The 17827-nt window shown below is 55.2% G+C and carries 16 protein-coding genes; 1 reads left to right on the top strand and 15 read right to left on the bottom strand.

The window, feature by feature from the left end; genetic code table 11:
* Positions 1–20: 20 nt before the first annotated feature.
* From BM322_RS07095 to ylqF, 14 genes are all read right to left on the bottom strand, one after another.
* Positions 21–680 carry an HAD family hydrolase gene (locus BM322_RS07095; RefSeq protein ID WP_075429212.1) on the bottom strand — a complete coding sequence of 220 codons (660 nt, stop codon included), beginning with the start codon at positions 678–680 and terminating at the stop codon, positions 21–23.
* Positions 681–702: 22 nt separating this feature from the next.
* Positions 703–1110, bottom strand: coding sequence for a PaaI family thioesterase (locus BM322_RS07100; RefSeq protein WP_075429213.1), 408 nt, complete (start codon positions 1108–1110; stop codon positions 703–705).
* A gap of 65 nt (positions 1111–1175) precedes the next feature.
* Entirely contained in the window at positions 1176–2615 is a 1440-nt protein-coding gene (gene gatB, locus BM322_RS07105) for an Asp-tRNA(Asn)/Glu-tRNA(Gln) amidotransferase subunit GatB (protein ID WP_075429214.1), read from the bottom strand.
* Complete coding sequence (gatA, locus tag BM322_RS07110; protein WP_075429215.1) at positions 2615–4084, bottom strand: Asp-tRNA(Asn)/Glu-tRNA(Gln) amidotransferase subunit GatA; 1470 nt, start codon at positions 4082–4084, stop codon at positions 2615–2617. The genes gatB and gatA overlap by 1 nt, the downstream gene beginning before the upstream one ends.
* Before the next feature lie 17 nt (positions 4085–4101).
* Entirely contained in the window at positions 4102–4392 is a 291-nt protein-coding gene (gene gatC, locus BM322_RS07115) for an Asp-tRNA(Asn)/Glu-tRNA(Gln) amidotransferase subunit GatC (RefSeq protein ID WP_074513664.1), read from the bottom strand.
* Positions 4393–4489: 97 nt separating this feature from the next.
* A complete protein-coding gene (locus BM322_RS07120) occupies positions 4490–5170 on the bottom strand; it encodes a DNA alkylation repair protein (RefSeq protein ID WP_075429216.1) in 681 nt (226 codons plus the stop codon).
* 20 nt (positions 5171–5190) lie between these two features.
* Positions 5191–7632 carry a primosomal protein N' gene (gene priA, locus BM322_RS07125; protein ID WP_075429217.1) on the bottom strand — a complete coding sequence of 814 codons (2442 nt, stop codon included), beginning with the start codon at positions 7630–7632 and terminating at the stop codon, positions 5191–5193.
* 38 nt (positions 7633–7670) lie between these two features.
* The gene (locus tag BM322_RS07130; protein WP_075429218.1) at positions 7671–9203 is read right to left on the bottom strand and encodes a hybrid sensor histidine kinase/response regulator; all 1533 of its coding nucleotides are present in this window, start codon (positions 9201–9203) and stop codon (positions 7671–7673) included.
* Between the two features lie 77 nt (positions 9204–9280).
* Positions 9281–10807 carry a YifB family Mg chelatase-like AAA ATPase gene (locus BM322_RS07135; RefSeq protein ID WP_075429219.1) on the bottom strand — a complete coding sequence of 509 codons (1527 nt, stop codon included), beginning with the start codon at positions 10805–10807 and terminating at the stop codon, positions 9281–9283.
* Positions 10808–10826: 19 nt separating this feature from the next.
* Complete coding sequence (locus BM322_RS07140; RefSeq protein ID WP_075429220.1) at positions 10827–11189, bottom strand: YraN family protein; 363 nt, start codon at positions 11187–11189, stop codon at positions 10827–10829.
* 26 nt (positions 11190–11215) lie between these two features.
* The gene (locus tag BM322_RS07145) at positions 11216–11548 is read right to left on the bottom strand and encodes an EscU/YscU/HrcU family type III secretion system export apparatus switch protein (protein WP_075429221.1); all 333 of its coding nucleotides are present in this window, start codon (positions 11546–11548) and stop codon (positions 11216–11218) included.
* 93 nt (positions 11549–11641) lie between these two features.
* The gene (locus tag BM322_RS07150) at positions 11642–13702 is read right to left on the bottom strand and encodes a hypothetical protein (protein ID WP_082334420.1); all 2061 of its coding nucleotides are present in this window, start codon (positions 13700–13702) and stop codon (positions 11642–11644) included.
* A 36-nt stretch (positions 13703–13738) separates the two neighbouring features.
* On the bottom strand, positions 13739–14515 hold the full coding sequence (locus tag BM322_RS07155) for a ribonuclease HII (protein ID WP_075429222.1): 777 nt from the start codon (positions 14513–14515) through the stop codon (positions 13739–13741).
* On the bottom strand, positions 14508–15434 hold the full coding sequence (gene ylqF / locus BM322_RS07160) for a ribosome biogenesis GTPase YlqF (protein WP_075429223.1): 927 nt from the start codon (positions 15432–15434) through the stop codon (positions 14508–14510). Before ylqF ends, BM322_RS07155 begins: the two co-directional genes overlap by 8 nt.
* A gap of 179 nt (positions 15435–15613) precedes the next feature.
* Between ylqF and BM322_RS07165 the strand changes: the two genes are divergently transcribed.
* Entirely contained in the window at positions 15614–16924 is a 1311-nt protein-coding gene (locus BM322_RS07165; protein WP_075429224.1) for a hemolysin family protein, read from the top strand.
* Positions 16925–16990: 66 nt separating this feature from the next.
* Here BM322_RS07165 and BM322_RS07170 read toward each other — a convergent pair whose 3' ends face one another.
* Positions 16991–17824: an Asp23/Gls24 family envelope stress response protein gene (locus tag BM322_RS07170; protein ID WP_075429225.1), complete on the bottom strand. Its 834-nt coding sequence runs from the start codon at positions 17822–17824 to the stop codon at positions 16991–16993.
* Positions 17825–17827: the final 3 nt, after the last annotated feature.

Raw genomic sequence — 17827 nt, forward strand, 5'->3', positions numbered from 1 at the left:
CCTCTTTCTTTCAATCTTGCTTAAAATTCCAAATGGGCAAAGAGCTCCATGGGCTTATCTAAAAGCACCTTGGCGCCAGTTTCCACAAGCTCCTTCCGCGGACGAAAGCCCCAGGTTACGCCCACGGGCAAAAAGCCTGCGTTGCGGGCTGTTTCCATGTCAACACTGGTATCGCCAAAGTAGGCCACTTCCTCTGGCTTGACGCCCATCTTGGCTGCAATGGCCAGCACCTTCTTCGGGTCCGGCTTGCGCGGCAGGCCCGGACGGTCGCCGATGATTTCCACGAAGGAATGCCCCGACAAAAGCTTCTGGCAGACTTCATCGGCTGCCGACTGATGCTTGTTGGTACAGATTCCGAGCGGAATGTTCTTTTCCTGCAAAGCCTGCAGCATTTCGTCAATGCCGGCATAGCATTTCGTCTTGTGGACGAGATTCTTATCGTAGCAGGCCTTGTAGCGGGCCAATGCTTCATCGACCAAGGAAGAATCCTTGGACTTGTCCTGCGGCAGGCAGCGCTCGATGAGCTTGCGGGAGCCATTGCCGACAAAATAGCGGTATTCCTCGATGGTATGGGCAGGAAAACCATAGCTTGCCAGCATCTCATTGGCACTGTCCCCTAAATCCGCTAAGGAATCGATAAGGGTGCCGTCCAAGTCAAAAATCGCCGCTTTATACTTCATGATATCGCCTCGTTTTCTCCAGTCAGTCCACCAATGCCATCTTGGCTGTGCCTTCGGCCGTAACCGTGCCATCAGCCAGCGCAATCGTCGCTTTCATATTGACGAAGCTGCCGCGGCGCGATTCCTCCCAGCTGGTGATCACGAGGTGCTCGCCGACAGGTGTGGTCTTGCGATAGCGCACATCAAGACGCGCCGTCACAGCGCGCTCGCCACCGGAGTAGAGATAGCCCCCCATGGCCTCGTCCAGCATCGTCGTGATGATGCCGCCGTGGACAACGCCTTCATAGCTCTGATATTCATGGGGCAGGGTCTTTTCGGCCACATACTTATCTTCCTCGAAGTGAAAATCGAGGTGCAGGCCGATGGGATTTTCCGGCCCGCAGGCAAAGCAGTAGTTTTCTCCCGGCAATTTTTCTTTCGTGCTTGGCATGGTGTTCTCCTTTCTGAAATAGAATACGCCTTCCCCGCAGGGAAGGCTGTTATTCTCAATTACTGTCAGTTCAGTTTCTCGGCCAGCAGCTTGTTGACCATCTGCGGGTTGGCTTTGCCCTTCGAGGCCTTCATGACCTGGCCGACCAATGCGCCGATGGCTTTCTTGTTGCCACCCTTGTAGTCGTCAACGGCTTTCTGGTTATTGGCGATGACTTCATCGACAATGCCTTCGATAGCCTTCGTATCCGTGATCTGTACGAGGCCCTTGTCCTTGACGATTTTTTCCGGGCTGTCCGGATTCGTCCACATTTCCTTGAAGACTTTCTTGGCAATCTTGCCGGAAATCGTGTCCTTCATGATGAGCTGGATCATCTCGCCGAGGCGTTTGGCCTCAACCGGGGACTTGCTGATGTCGATGCCGTCAGCATTGAGCTCCTTGGACAGGTCGCCCATAATCCAGTTGGCGGCCAGTTTCGGGTCAGCGCCCTCAGCGATGACGGCATCGAAATACTCAGCCATAGCGCGCGAGCTCGTGATGATGCCGGCATCGTAATCCGACAGGCCGTATTCGCTTTCGAGACGGGCACGGCGTGCATCCGGAAGCTCCGGCAGCTCGCTGCGGTACTTCTCGATGGTCTCCTCGCTGGTGACGATTGGCGGCAGGTCCGGCTCCGGCATATAGCGGTAGTCATGAGCATTTTCCTTGCTGCGCATGGAAAGGGTGATGCCGCGGGCCGGGTCGAAGGTGCGGGTTTCCTGCACGATATGGCCGCCGTCCTCCAGGACTTCCTCCTGGCGCTCAATCTCGTAGTTGATGGCGTCTTCGAGGTTCTTGAAGGAGTTGATGTTCTTCATCTCCGTGCGGGTGCCAAGCTCTTTGGAGCCCACCGGGCGCAGGGATACGTTGATGTCAGCACGCAAGTTGCCTTCCTCCATGCGACAGTTGGAGACATCGATGTACTCCATGATGGATTTGATCTTCTCCATGTAGGCACGGGCTTCTTCCGCCGAGCTCATATCCGGCTCGGAGACAATCTCGAGGAGAGGTACACCGGTACGGTTGTAGTCAACGTTTGACGAGGACGAATCCTTGATGGTCGTACCCGAGTGAACGAGCTTGCCCGCATCCTCCTCCATGTGAATACGCGTCAGACGGATGCGTTTTTTCTTGCCCTCGACATCGATATCGACCCAGCCATGCTCAGCAATCGGCAGGTCGTACTGAGACGTCTGCCAGTTTTTCGGCAGGTCCGGATAGTAGTAGTTCTTGCGGTCGAACTTGCTGTATTTGTTGATTTCGCAGTTCGTAGCCAGACCGGCTTTGATGCCGAACTCGACAACGCGCTTGTTGATGGTCGGCAGTACGCCCGGCATGCCCAGGCATACCGGGCAGACATGGGTGTTCTGGTCAGCACCGAAGGTGGTGGCACAGCCGCAGAAGATTTTCGTATTGGTTTTCAGTTCGCAGTGTATTTCCAGACCGATTACGGCTTCGTATTTCATCAGTTGTTACCTCCCAGCTTGGCCATCTCGTTATGATAGTTCTGGCTCTGCTCATACGTGTAGGCAGCGCGGATGATGGTTTCCTCATCGAGTGCCTTGCCGATGATCTGCAGGCCGATTGGCATGCCGGATGCACTGTAGCCGCAAGGAATCGACATGCCCGGCAGGCCGGCGAGGTTCAAAGGAACCGTGCAGGCATCCTGCAGGTACATCTGCAGCGGGTCAGAAATCATCTCGCCAATCTTGAAGGCCGGCGTCGGCGCCGTCGGTGCCATGATGACATCGACTTTCTGGAAGGCTTCATTGTAGTCCTGCTGTACCAGCGTGCGGACTTTCATAGCTTTGAGGTAGTAGGCATCGTAATAACCAGCCGACAGGGCATAGTTGCCGATGACGATACGGCGTTTTACCTCTTCGCCGAATTTTTCCGTACGGGTCTTCGTCATCATGCCAACCAGGTCGTCGCTTTCGACGCGCTCACCATAGCTTACGCCATCGTAGCGCTGGAGGTTCGTAGCAGCCTCAGCCGGCGCAATCAGATAGTAGGCCGAAATCGCATACTTCGTATGGGGCAGAGAGATGTCGACGATTTCTGCCCCAAGCTCTTTGTATTTCTCGATAGCCGCACGGACGGTCTTTTCGACCTCCGGGTCCATGCCATCCACAAAGTATTCCTTCGGCAGGCCGATTTTAAGGCCTTTGACATCTTCCACCAGGGCCTTGGTGAAATCCGGGACTTCTGCCTCGCTGGAGGTGGAGTCCATCTCATCGTGACCGCAGATGATGTTGAGAATGTTGGCGCAGTCCGTGACGTCACGGGTCAAAGGACCGATCTGATCCAGCGACGATGCATAGGCGACAAGGCCATAGCGGGAAACACGGCCATAGGTCGGCTTCATGCCGACGACGCCGCAGAAGGATGCCGGCTGACGGATAGACCCGCCCGTATCGGAGCCCAGGGCCCAGATGGAGGTACCCGCAGCAACTGCTGCCGCACTGCCGCCCGAGGAACCACCCGGTACGCAGTCCGTATTCCACGGATTGCAGGTTGGATGGTAGGCGGAGTTCTCCGTCGATCCGCCCATGGCGAACTCATCCATGTTGACCTTGCCCAGGATGACCGGATTCTGGGCCTTGATTTTCGTCATCGCCGTGGCATCATAAGGCGGCACGAAGTTCTCAAGGATCTTCGATGCACAGGTCGTCTTGATGCCCTTGGTGCAGATGTTGTCCTTGATAGCCCCCGGGATACCTTCGAGGAAGAAAATCGTTTCGCCCTTGGCAATCTTTTCATCCACAGCCTTGGCCTGAGCCAGTGCCTCGTCGCGGGTGATGGTCAGATATGCTTTGACGTCGCCCTCGACTTCATCGATGCGCTTCAGCACATCTTCCGTCAGTGCTACGGCCGTAATCTCTTTATTGACGAGCATGTCATGGAGGACATGCGCCGGTTTCTCATATAATCTCACGTTTGTTCCTCCCCTGCTTAGTCCTCAAGTACCTTCGGTACCTTGAAATAGCCGTCTTCCTTGAGCGGTGCGTTGGCAAGAGCAGCCTCGCGGTCGAGGGACTCTTTGACTACGTCCTCACGGAATACGTTCTGCATCGGCAGGGCATAGGTGGTCGGCTTGACGTCCGTCGTGTCAAGTGCCGACAAATTGTCCATATACGTCAGGATCTTATCGAGCTGGCCCAGATACTTTTCCTCCTGCTCCTCGGCAATCGCGAGGCGGGAAAGAACAGCCACGTTCTGCAAATCTTCTTTGGTAACTTTCATTTTCTCACCATCCATAGATGTTAGTTGTTTGCATAAAAAAATACTTTATTAGTATATCACAAATACAGACTACCTAAAAGCTTTTGATTTTCATCCCTTAGCTTCGCTGTTTCAGCGTCCGCAGATACGCTTTGTGCGCTGCGCTCACCCGCCGGCTCTCGATAGCCTTCTGGATGGCCTTGTTATGTGCCCACAATGCCAACCTCCTGTCCTCGATAAAGGGCAGTGCTGCCGCATACTGCTTGGCCAACGCTGTGGCAAAATACCAGGCAATCATCATGTTGATATAATACTCCTCCGAACGGATCTGTGCGACAAGCTCCAGATATGACTGGTCAAAATCCGCGTCAAGGAAATGGACCATGAGCATACCGATGGCATAGCGCACCGTATAGGTATCCTCCGCAGCCAGCCACCGCTTTATCTGCGGCAGCAGTTCAGGCCGGTGCTTGGAAAAAACCTTCGGCGACATCTGGTCGCAGGTAGCCCAGTTATCCACATAGGGCAGGAACGCATTCACATAGGCCATACAGCTGTCATAATCCTTGACAGCCGAAAGGATAAAGGCATGGAGCTGGTTTTCTTCATGGTACTTATGGGGCAGCCCATCTAGGAAGGCTTCTGCTGCCCCTGCCGCCATCACCTCTTTGGCCAGCTGCCGCAGGGCTGGCGTGCGCACACCGATTATTTTGGCTGGCGGCACGGTTGGGATCAATTTGCTGCTGAATTCCTGATAGCCCTTATCCTGCAATTCAAACAATCTCTTTTGAATATCCATAGTTTCTCCCCTATTACCGATCAGAGCATGCTTATCGGGTCAATATCAATGGCCACATCGGGCCGCAGATGAAGGGCCTGCTGCCGCAAGAACTGCTGCACAGCAGGAAGGTCAGCCGTCTTTATCAGCACGACAAAGCGGTATATGCCGCGCAACCTTGCGATTGCCGCCGGGGCCGGGCCGATGATCTGCTGGCCCTTAGCCCCCCGAAAGTGCTGATTGAACGCCGCTATGAGCTGAGCAGCTCCCTGCCTCGCCGCCTGCTCCTCTTCCGACTGGTACAAAAGCTTTACGAGACGGCTGTATGGCGGGAAAAACAGCTGCTGCCGCATGGCAAGCTCCTTAGCATAGAACCCCTCATAATCCTGGGCGATGCCGCAGGTCACGGCATAATGTTCAGGATTGTAGGTCTGGATGATGACGCGCCCCTGCTCCGTATGACGACCGGCGCGGCCTGCAGTCTGCGTGATGAGCATGAAGCAGCGCTCGGCTGCCCGGAAATCGGGCAGGTTCAGGCTAGCATCCGCGCTTATGATGCCTACGGCTGTGACATTGGGAATATCATGGCCTTTTGCCACCATCTGGGTACCGAGCAGGATATCGTATTCCTGCCGCCGGAATTTCGCGAGGATTTCCTGATGGGCAAACTTCGTATTTGTCGTATCGCGGTCCATGCGGACGACCCGTGCCGACGGCACAACCTGATGAAGCTCCTGCTCGAGCTTTTCCGTCCCTGAGCCGAAATATTTGATATAACGACTGCCGCATTTGGGGCAGGTATCGGGGATTGGCTCCGTCACATCGCAGTGATGGCAGGCGAGCCGCCCCGGCCTGCCGCCCACGCCTTGATGATAGACGAGTGGCAGGCCGCAAAGCTTGCACTTGATGACCTCACCGCAAGAGCGGCACATGACAAAAGTCGAAAAGCCGCGGCGATTGAGCATGATGATGAGCTGCTGCCTTTTCGCTATCGTCTGCTCAATGAGCTGCTGCAAGGGGCGCGACATGATATGGCGGTTGCCCAGCCGCAGCTCCTGCCGCATGTCGACACATTTTACGAGCGGCAATGGCAAATTGCCAATGCGTTTCGTCATGGTCAACAACGTAAGCTCCCCTTGCTTTGCCCGATGGTAGGACTCCAGCGACGGCGTCGCGCTGCCGAGCAGCAGCACCGCCTGATGGATATGGGCAAGCTCCTCGGCCACTACGCGCGCATGATAGCGTGGCGACTCATCCTGCTTATACGACATATCCTGTTCCTCATCCATGATGATAAGGCCGATATCCTCCGTGGGTGTAAACAGCGCCGAGCGCGCGCCGATGATGATGCCCGCCCCGCCACGGCGCACGCGGATTATCGCATCATTGCGCTCGGCCAGTGACAAACGGCTGTGCATGACGACGATATCATCCGGAAAATACGCCTTGAACGCCATGACGACCTGACCGGTCAAAGCGATCTCTGGCACCAGCACGATGACCTGACGCCCGAGCTTGCGCACGCGTTCGGCCATCTCGATATAGACCTGGGTCTTGCCGCTGCCCGTGACGCCTTTGAGCAGGAAGCCTCGATAGTCATGCCTAACCAGCGCCGACTCCATCGCCTTTACGGCCACCGATTGTTCCTCCGTCAGTTCCACGCGCTGCCGCGTGGCCTGCACAGCACCATAGCTGTCCCGCAACACGCGGCGCTGGCGGATCTCTGCCATTCCCGCCTCGGCAAGGTGCTTGACCGTTGCCGAAGAGACCTTCGCCGCCTTGAGGGCTGCCATGGTCATCGTCTTCTCAGGAGCCGCTGCCAATAGCTCCAGCAGCTGGAGCTGGGCCTTTTTCCGCTTGTAGTCTTCTCGGATTTGACCAGTCAATTGACAAGTCAACACGACGAGCTTCTCATAGCGGGCATTATCTCGTTTCTGCGCCGCATAATCCTTGCGCAGCACCTTATACTGCGTGAGCTTATCCAGGATAGCCGGCAGCTCATCCTTCAGCTCCGGCAAAGCCCTGGCTATCGCATTTCTCCCCTGTGGTCCCTCGGCCTGCAGACACTGATAAACGGCACGGTACATCGGCATCTGCAGCAAGATATGTTCACGCTCTTCTGACACAGCTTCATACTGCACCGAGATCTTGAGCCCACTCTTGCCCGGCATGAAGAGCCGCATCATCTCTGCCAAAGAGCAAAGATAGAAGTCTGCCAGCCAGCGGGCCGCCTTGATCATCGCCGGCGTAAACCAGCACTCCTCATCCACAGCTGCCTGTATCGGCTTCAGCTTGATCCCGTCAAGCTCAGCCTCTTCTTTTTCCCCGACTGCCAGGATAAAGCCCTCCACCTTGCGCCAGCCAAACGGCACAAAAACGCGCCAGCCGGCCTCCAAGAAGGAGAGCTCGGCTGGCACGCTGTAAGTATACGCCTTCGCTATGCTTTTAACCGGGATATTCACAAATACACTTGCCGTCAGCATCTACTGCACCATCCATATAACAATATTTCCTCAACCATTCACTCAGACTCCTCTGCCGGCAGTAATTCACTCAAGCGGCGCAACAGTTCATGCACATCGACAGGCTTGAGCAGGTAATCCGTCATCCCGGCTGCCTGCGCCTGCTGCCGGTCAGCCGCCTCGTCTTCTCCCGACAAGGCGATGATGGGAACCCGCTGTGCATCAGCCCGTGACATCGCCCGGATAGCCTCCGTCGCCTTGATGCCATCCATGACTGGCATACGCATATCCATGAGCACCGCAGCAATACTGACGAGCTCTGACTGCGCAAAGGCCTCAACGCCCTGCTGCCCGTCGGCCACCGCAATGACTTTCATCTTCTGGGTCAGCAGCAGGTTCTCCACGAGCTCGCGATTGATCTCATTATCCTCACAGAGCAACACGCATCTGCCAGCAAGGTTTGGATAGGAGACATTTCCCACAGCCTGTTCCTTCGGCTGCGGCTTGCCCGGCGGCAAAGTCAGCCAAAGGTCGAACCGCGTCCCCTTGTCCTTCGCACTCTCCACATCGATACGCCCGCCCAGTATCCCGACCAGCTGCTTGACGATAGACATCCCGAGACCTGTGCCTTCGAGGTTACGGGTCAACTTGGTGCGCTCCTGGGAAAAGGGCTGGAACAATTTGGGCAGGAAGTCTTCGGTCATGCCGACACCATTGTCGGACACGACAATATGACAGTTATAGCCATCACCAAAATCCAGCGGCCCTTCCATGGACAAGGTCACCGTCCCGCCTGCCGGTGTGTACTTGATGGCATTCGACAAAAGATTCATCAGCACTTTTTGGAGTTTGAGCGGATCGATATAGACATCCTGGAACCACATATTCTCCAAATCGATGCGGAAATTAACCCGCTTGATCTCGGCATTGGCATGAGCCGCTACCACAACTGTGTCGAGCAGACTGTCAATGCTGATGTTCTCGGGCTCCATCTCTAGCTTGCCGCTGGCAATCTTGCTGAGATCGAGAGTCTCGTTGATCAGCGACAGCATGAACTTGCCCGTCGTGCGGATCTTCTCAAGATACTCCTCGCGCTTTTCGCCATCGGACCGCATTGCCAGTTCCGTAAACCCGATGATGCCGTTCAGCGGAGTACGCATATCATGGCTGACATTCGAGATAAAGGCAGCCTTGGCGGCCATATCATGCTCCGCAGCCAGCATCTTCTCATTGCGCTTGCGATCGGTGACATCGTTGATGAAGTGCGCACAGGCCAACCGCCCATGCCAGCTGATGCCCTTCTTCTCGATATTGAGATACGTGTCATTGCTCGTATCATGACGGACAAGCTCCTGCCGCGTGCCCAGATGCATCTTGCGCAGCTGGCAGTCAGCACAGACGCTGTTGCGGCCAAACATGTAGTTATAACAGGTCTTGCCACGGTAATCACCATGGCAATTACTCTTCTTGATGGCCGCCTTATTAGCATACAAAAGCTGCTGCGTCTCGACATCACAGACATAGACGATGGTATCCATATTCTCGAGCAGTTCTGTCATCAGATCCTGGGAATCCGTATTTTTCGTCTTCATGCCGCTCACCATCCCTCACGCAAATCATCGTTCTGTTATAAAAATTATACACGATGGCCAGACAAAAAAAAAGTTTTTTACTCATTAGCCAAGCCAATATCATTGCGAAGCTGGATGGCCTCGGCAATATGCGCAGCTGTTATATCCTTTGCCTCAGCCAGATCCGCAATCGTGCGTGCCACCTTGATGATACGATCATAGGACCTTGCCGACAGCAGCAGGCGCGTAAAGGCCTGCTCCAAGATCAGCTGGGCCTCATCGGTCATATGGCACTCCCGGCGAATGATGGCATGGTTCATTTGCGCATTGCAGTATATCCCATAGACGCGCAGCCGCTCATGCTGCAAGGACCTCGCCTTTTCGACGCGCGCCCGGATAACAGCGGATGATTCGGCCTTCTGGGTGGACGATAGATCATGATACTCCACGCGGGGCACACGGATATGGATATCGATACGGTCAAGCAGCGGCCCCGAAATACGCCTCGTATAGCGCTTGATTTCGCCCGGCGTGCATTCACAATCATGGTCTTTATCGCCTTGATAGCCACAAGGGCATGGATTCATCGCGGCGACCAGCATTATGCTGGCGGGAAACGTCAGTGTGGCATGTATTCGTGCCACAGCTATCTGCCTGTCTTCTACGGGCTCACGTAGCACTTCAAGCGTTTTCTTGCTGAACTCAGGCAACTCATCGAGAAACAGGACACCATGATGAGCCAGCGTGACTTCTCCCGGCCGCGGGATGCTGCCACCACCGATCATGGCCGTCATCGAAGTCGTATGATGCGGACTGCGAAACGGCCGTTTTGTGATCAAGCCACCGTTGCGGGGCAGCAAGCCGGCAATGCTGTATATCTTGGTGACTTCCAGTGCCTCTTCCCGCGACAGGCGCGGCAGGATCGTGCTGACACGCCGGGCCAGCATCGTTTTGCCCGAGCCTGGAACGCCCACCATCAACACGTTGTGGCCGCCTGCCGCCGCAATCTCCAACGCTCGCTTAGCCTGATACTGCCCCTGTACATCGGCAAAATCATCCATGATTTCCTCATGTTCCACTTCCACCGGCGCCGGCACCGCTGGCTCAAGCCGCTCTTCGCCATTGAGGAACTGAACGAGCTGCAGAAGATTCTCCAGTGCATAAACCTTGATGCCATCCACCAGCAGCGCCTCGTTCACATTTTCTTTGGCCACAAAGAACTCCGTCAAGCCCTGCTCACGCGCCTTTATGGCCATCGGCAGGACACCATGGACACTGCGGCACTCTCCCTCCAGCGAAAGCTCAGCCGCCAGCAGGCAATGGGCCAGGCTTTCTGCTGGTACCACACCATATGCGGCCAAAAGGCCCATAGCGATTGGCAAGTCCAAGCCGGGACTGTCTTTGCGGATATTGGCCGGTGCCAAGTTTATCGTTACCTTTTCCTGCCGCAGCTGAATGCCGCTGTTGCGTATCGCTGTCCGCACACGCTCTTTGGCCTCTTTTACCGCCGTATCCGGCAAGCCCACGATCTCAAAACCTGGCAGTCCTGCTGCTGAATCCACTTCCACATCGATGATCAGTCCGTCAACTCCCATGGTCGTAGCGCCATATGTCCGTGCAAACATGTTATCTCCCCCTGCCCGCTCAAGTCTCGAATGCTCCCGGTATATGATGGATTTCCCATTGCCCCTCCGGCAGGGCATAGACCTCCACAACATCAAAACGGCAGAGACACTTATCCTCTAAATGTCTCTGCCGTAAAAACCAGCGCGCTGTCTGGATGATCTTCTGTTGTTTGTGATACGTTACCGACTGCGCCGGCGTACCACAGCGAAGGCCTCTGCGTGTCTTCACTTCCACGAAGGCCACCAATTCCTGCTTGGCAGCAACGATATCAATCTCGCCTACAGGCACACGAAAATTACGCGCCAGAACCCGATAGCCATGGCGTTCCAGATAGTCAGCCGTTGCCTGCTCTCCCTGATTGCCCAGAATCTTGTTGTTCATCTGCCGTAACCTCTTATCCTTATCGATTAGAGACGGACTTCAGGCGGCTTTTCTTTCTTGGCCTTCTTGTCAATCCGATAGACATAGGCCATGACCTCTGCAATGGTCCGGTACAGTTCCGGCGGAATCTCTCGGTCGATATCCAGGGCCATCAGCATGCTGACGAGAGTCTTGTTCTGATAGACCGGAACACTGTTTTTCTGCGCTGCCGCAAGGATATTCTCGGCAACATGACCGCGCCCCTTCGCTACCACCCGTGGCGCCTGGTCTTTTTCCATATCGTATTTGAGCGCTACTGCCTGCTGGGGCACATCCGGGTTGGTCTCCGGCTCTTCCTGTAACTGCTGCCTTGGTCTCATATCCTTATCACCTGCCTGAATGCCTCTTTACGGTCACATTATAAGTTGTTATTGTTCTATCGTCAAGGACATTATTTCTTATCACTTGGAAACTTACATAAACCGGCGCTCACCCACTGCACCGATCTTCAAATCATTGAGCTTGAGCGTCGAATCTTTCAGCGATTCGCGCAGAGCCTCCGCCTGCTCACGGAACTCATTCGCCGATTCCGGATTGGAGAAGAACACGCGCATATCGAGCTCACTTTCATTGAACACGCGGCATGTAAGCTCAACGGCACCGATGTTGTCAGTCAGCACACAAAGCCTAAGCCAGGTCTCCTTCTTCATTTCACCAGTCTCAGGATCTGGCTGCTTTTCATCATAAACATGGATATAGGATGGATAGGTACTCTCCTCCCCCATATACATCGGCAGCATGAAGTTAAGGGAGCGCTGCCCCTGCACCGAGGAATTGTCACCACCCATCGCATTGCGCATCGACAGCACCAACATGGCCACATCCTTGCCGGCCCTCTTGAGCTGACGCGCCGTCATGCGCTTGGCAAACATCATATCGCAAAGCTGCATGAAAGCCCACAGCCGCGGCAGGTCAGGAAGATTTTGCTGCACAGCCGCCTGCTGGACCGTCGCCGGCACATTCTGCTGGCAGAGCCGTATCAGCTGCTGCAGCTGCTTGGCTTCCTTATCGTTCAGCGTGCTGCTCTGTCCATTGACAAAATTCTGCAACAGCTTCAGATCATTCTGGCTCATTTCCGTATTCTTCATCAAGAGCTGAGCAAGGCTCTTCATGGTATTCATCGCCTGCTGGGTATTTTCCATGGTCTGGCTCATCAGCTGTGCCTTAGCCTGCTGCATCGCCGCCTGTTGGCTCTGGGGCTGACTGGCCCCTTGCTGGCCCTGCATCTGCTGATTCGCTGCTGGCTGCCCTTGCGCCTGCCCCTGGGGAGCTGCATTCTGACTGGCCTGCTGCGGCGCGCTGCCGCTCTGCTGCCCCGGTGACATGCCTGCTGGATTCGCATTCCCCTGTGCAGCAGTCTGTCCCTGCGGCTGATTCGCCCCTTGCTGGCCCTGCGCCTGGCCTGGCTGCTGACCAGCGGCTGGCTGTCCCTGGGCCTGCCCCTGCGTCGCAGCATTCTGTCCTGCCTGCTGCGACGTGCCGCTCTGCTGCCCTTGCTGGGTACCTGCCGGGTTCGCATTGCCCTGCGCAGCATTCTGACCCTGGAGCTGATTTGCCCCTTGCTGAGGCTGTGCCTGACCTGGCTGCTGACCGGCGGCGGGCTGCCCCTGGGCTTGCCCCTGCGGTGCAGCATTCTGTCCTGCCTGCTGTGGCGTGCCACTCTGCTGTCCCTGCTGGGTACCTGCCGTATTCGCGTTACTCTGCGCGGCATTCTGTCCCTGGGGCTGATTTGCCCCCTGCTGGCCTTGAGGTTGGTTGGCATTCTGCTGTCCTTGCGGAGCTGGCTGCTGACTCTGCGGTGCCTCCTCCGCTGCCGGACGCGGCATGAAGTACTGCACGAGCTGCTTCAAAAAGCCCATGCTGCTATCAGAATCAGCCTGCATGGCCGCCGTTTGTCCCTGCGGCTGCAAGGTCAGCAAAAGCGCCTGCACTTCCTTCGGCAGTTCACTGAAGCTCTTGTTGTCAAGCAGCTCAAACGCTGCCTTGGTCAACAGTACAGGCTCCAGCGATGCACCATTTTCTGTTGCGACCAGGGCCTTGAAATTGGACAGCAGGGCCCGCATCTCATCACTTACCTCCACAGGCATGCCCTTCTCGGCCATTGCCCCCAGCTGTGAAAGCATACGGGAAAGGGCACTGAGCTGATCCATCGAAAAGCGCTGGCTCTCCAGCGTGCTGCCGAGCCCCTGTCCCAAAGTCTCCTCCAAAGAAAGTGCCTGCTTGAGCACATTCTGGATGACTTTCTGCAGATCCTGAGGCATCTTATCCACAGCCTCGCTCTGATTGCTCGATATCTTAGACAGGATGCCCGCCATATCATCGACTGCACTCTGAATGGAAACGTTCGTCTTCGGACTGAACGCCGCCGAAGAGCTGCCGCCATCGCCACGACGGGATACGCCTTCCGTACCACCAGTCGACTGCGGACGGTCTACCGGACGAATCCCTACATTCATCGCCGTTTCCATTGCCATTGCTTTCACACACCTTTATCGAAAATCACATTTTACTCAGCCATTACCACTTACCAATGACCGTACCGGTTCAAAGGAAAGACGGTGGATCGGACAAGGACCATATTTCCGCAAGGCCTCAAGATGCTGTGCCGTGCCATAGCCCTTGTGTTGGGCAAAGCCGTACTCAGGATACTGCTTATCGTAAGCATCCATCAGCCGGTCTCGCGTGACCTTGGCGATAATCGATGCCGCAGCAATCGATGCCGACTTCGCATCGCCCTTGATGATGGATTCCGATTCCATCGGCAGGTTGTCGAGTTTCACCGCATCGATAAGCACCTTCTTCGGCTCAGGCTTCAGCATGAAAATCGACTCGTACATGCCATTGATGGTGGCCTGATAGATATTGACGCGGTCGATAGTCTGCGCATCGATAAGCGCCGTGCCGATGGCCAGTGCCTTAGCCTGGATCTCATCAAACAGTTCCTCGCGGACCTTGGCCGATATCTTCTTGGAATCATTGATCTTGGGCAGGTACAGGTCATGGGGCAGGATGACAGCTGCCACGGACACTGGCCCAGCCAAGGGGCCACGGCCAGCCTCATCGACGCCAGCGACGATATCATAGCCTTCGGCCATGGCCTGATGCTCATAGCTATACATCGTCATGACGCGGATGCGATCCTGCTGCTCACGTTCATAGCGGCGGACAAGTCGCGCGACAGCCTTGCGGCTGTCAGCCCGGCAGGCCTCCAGGAATGCTGCATCGATTTTCTCCGCAGCAAACAGACCCTCTATATCTTTTATCGTATAATTTGCCAAATCATTCAATGTTTTTTTCCGCCTCTTCCTCTGCAGCTGTATCAGCTGGTACTTCATCAAGTGTCACCAGACCAAGCTTGCCGGCGCGGAACTCGGTCAGAACAATATTCTGCGCCTTTTCGAGGTCAACGACACCGCCCTTGACAAGACAGCCCCGCTTGCGGCCTACAGCTTCCAACAGTTCCAAGCCATCGGCCGGCATCTCGCCTTTGAATTTGAACCGCTCGATCAAGCGCTCCGGGTAATCGCGGCGCATCGATGCCAGCAGCAGGGCCGTAACCTGCTCGCGATCGTAGATATCATCATTGATTGCCCCAGTGAACGCAAGCTTAAGACCAACGGTCTGGTCTTCGAATTTCGGCCAGAGAATGCCCGGCGTGTCGAGCAGGTCAAGATTGCTGCCAATCTTGATCCACTGTTTAGCTCGCGTTACACCTGGCTGATTGGCAGCCTTGGCCTTTACTGCACCAGCCAACCGGTTGATCAGCGACGACTTGCCGACGTTCGGGATGCCCAGGATCATGCAGCGGGCTGCGCGCGCACGCGCCCCTTTGGAAACGAATTTCTCCGTCTTCGGCCGCGCGAGTTCCTCGGCCTCCTTGACCAGCTGTTTCATGCCCTTGCCCTTCATCGAATCAATGGCCACAGCGGGAATCCCCTGGGCGCGGAAATAGGCAAGCCACTTCTTCGTGCTCTGGCTGTCAGCCAGGTCCGCTTTATTCAGTGCAATCATGCGCGGCTTATCCTTGATGATCTCGGCGAGCATCGGGTTAGCCGAGCTTGCGGGAATCCGCGCATCCAACAGCTCGATGACCACATCCACGAGCTTCAGGTTCTCCTCGATCAAGCGCTGTGCCTTTTTCATGTGTCCTGGGAACCACTGCAGGGTAGGGATATCCGTTCGCGTATCTTTCTCTCTATCCATCATATTCTGAAAACCTCCGAATCAAGTACTCCTTGCAAATGTCAATGTATCTATTATACAATACGCTGGCAAGCCTTGTCTCCATTTCTGATGACTGACCGATCAGAATATGGTATACTATAAGCAATTTTAACGGTTTATTTCCGACTTATTGAATTGTCAAAAAGGATGTGTATTTTTCATTGGATAGTTCCCAAGCAGGTTTACTATTTCTCTTGCTCTTGTTTTTGCTGAGCATCAATGGCTTTTTCTCACTGATTGAGACAGCCATTACCGAAAGCCACCGCAGCCGCCTCGAGCGGTTGCAGGAAGACGGCAACCCTGATGCTGAAAACGCACTGGCCATCCTCGAGCGTCCCGAGCAGATGCTCTCACTGGCACAGGTCGGCATCACGCTGACCAGCATCCTGACCGGACTATGCACGGGGGTATTCCTTGCGCCCGTTCTCGCCGCCATGATGCCCTTCCTCCCACAGGCACATGCTCTGGCGCTCCTCGTAAGCATTGTCATCATGACCTATATCACGCTGCTCTTCAGCGAATTCCTGCCCAAGAAGGCAGCCATGCAGGCCCCCGAGCGCGTACTGCTCAAGTACCACCGCAGCCTACGCATCATCACGCGGCTCACCCAGCCACTCATCACACTGCTGTCTGGCTCCGCCAACCTCATCCTGCTGATATTCGGCATCAATCCTAAATATGAGGACACTGTCACGGAAGACGAGGTCAAAGACCTCATCGAGCAGGGCACCGAAGACGGTACCTTTGAAAAGACCGAGCAGGCCATGGTCGACCGCATCTTCCATATGAGCGACCAGACAGCTTATGCACTGATGACGCCACGCACGCAGATGCTCTGGCTTGACCTTTCTGACTCGCTGAAACACAATTTGCGATTGATCCGCGAAACCCCTCAGGACGTATTTCCTGTCGGCCGCGACAGTCTCGACGATTTCTGCGGCATCCTCTATGCCAAGGACCTGTTGAATGCTTCACTTGAGCGCAAGTCACTCGACCTGTCGCTCTATATCCGCAAGCCGCTGTTCGTGCCACGTTCCATGGAAACCTTCCGCGTCCTCGAGCAGTTCCGCGACAGCGGAACCCACGAGGCTATGGTGCTCGACGAGTACGGCGGCGTCATCGGCTTTTTGACCATGGACGACATCCTGCAGGAAATCATCGGCGACTCGCTATCAACGCGAGAGCCTGATCCCGTCCAACTGACTGTCCGCGATGAGAATTCCTGGCTTGTCGATGGTCTCTACTCGATTGATGACTTCAAGGAACGTTTCGATATCGACGAACTTCCTGACGAAGACCACGACCACTATCAGACCATGGGCGGCTTTCTGACCTCCTATTTCGGCTATATTCCCAAGGCCGGCGAAAAGAAAGATTGGAATGGCCTGACATTCGAAGTCGTCGACATGGACCGGGCGCGTATCGATAAGATCTTGGTTACCAAGAATCCTGCCCCTGCAGCAACAGAATGACATATATGAAAATACCCGTTACAAGCAACGTACAACGCTTGCAACGGGTATTTTCATTATCAGGCATCAAGACTGCACAAAAAGTGCCTTGACGCGTATATTCACTTCGTGCACGATCATGCCGGTCATGTATTCCACCGCCTCACGCACACTATGCTGCGCCTGCGCGATCAGCGTCGGGATGTGATTACCATAAGTCAGGACAACATCACACGATATCTTTAGCCCTAAATCCTCTTCACCCTGCATAAGGTGCGTAACGTCAATTCCGCTTACCTTCGTAAAGGGCTCCTGCTTCGTGATTACCTGGCGGATGATGGACTTGATGGCCGCATCATCGATTTCGAGCTTGCCGTAGTAACTGAATACCGGCCGCACGATAGATTTCTCACCCAGGCGGCGGCGCCGCGTCGATGACCGCTTGAAAAAGGTCTGCAGCGGATCCACCAGATAGCCGGAGAAATGTGGCTTTAGCTCAATGGTCGGCACAGGAATGATGTGTTTTCCCTGCTTCAGACGGTAGAACTGTGCCTTTTCCATCTCCTGTTTGGACGCCACATCCTCAATATGGATGATCTTCGCAATTGACGGCAGCTTGAGTGCCTTAGCAATCTTCTGCACCATATTCTCGGATGTCCCGAGAATCAAGATGCGATGCGGCTTTGCCTCTTGGATTGCAGCCCGCACCTCCTCGGCATGTCCCGGCAGGACAAAGATTGCCCGGCGCACTGCCATGATCTTGCTCTGCTCCTTTTTTGCCGAATGACCAGCCAGGATCTTGCCGTCCTTGATCAGGATGCCATCATCAATGATAGCATCCGCCTTGTTTTCATGCGCCACAACCAGCGCATGATGGCTCTTGCCAGTACCACTGGGTCCCACCAGTGCGATTACGTTCATGCT

Source organism: Selenomonas sp. GACV-9 (assembly GCA_900116485.1).
Lineage (GTDB): Bacteria > Bacillota > Negativicutes > Selenomonadales > Selenomonadaceae > Selenomonas_A > Selenomonas_A ruminantium_G.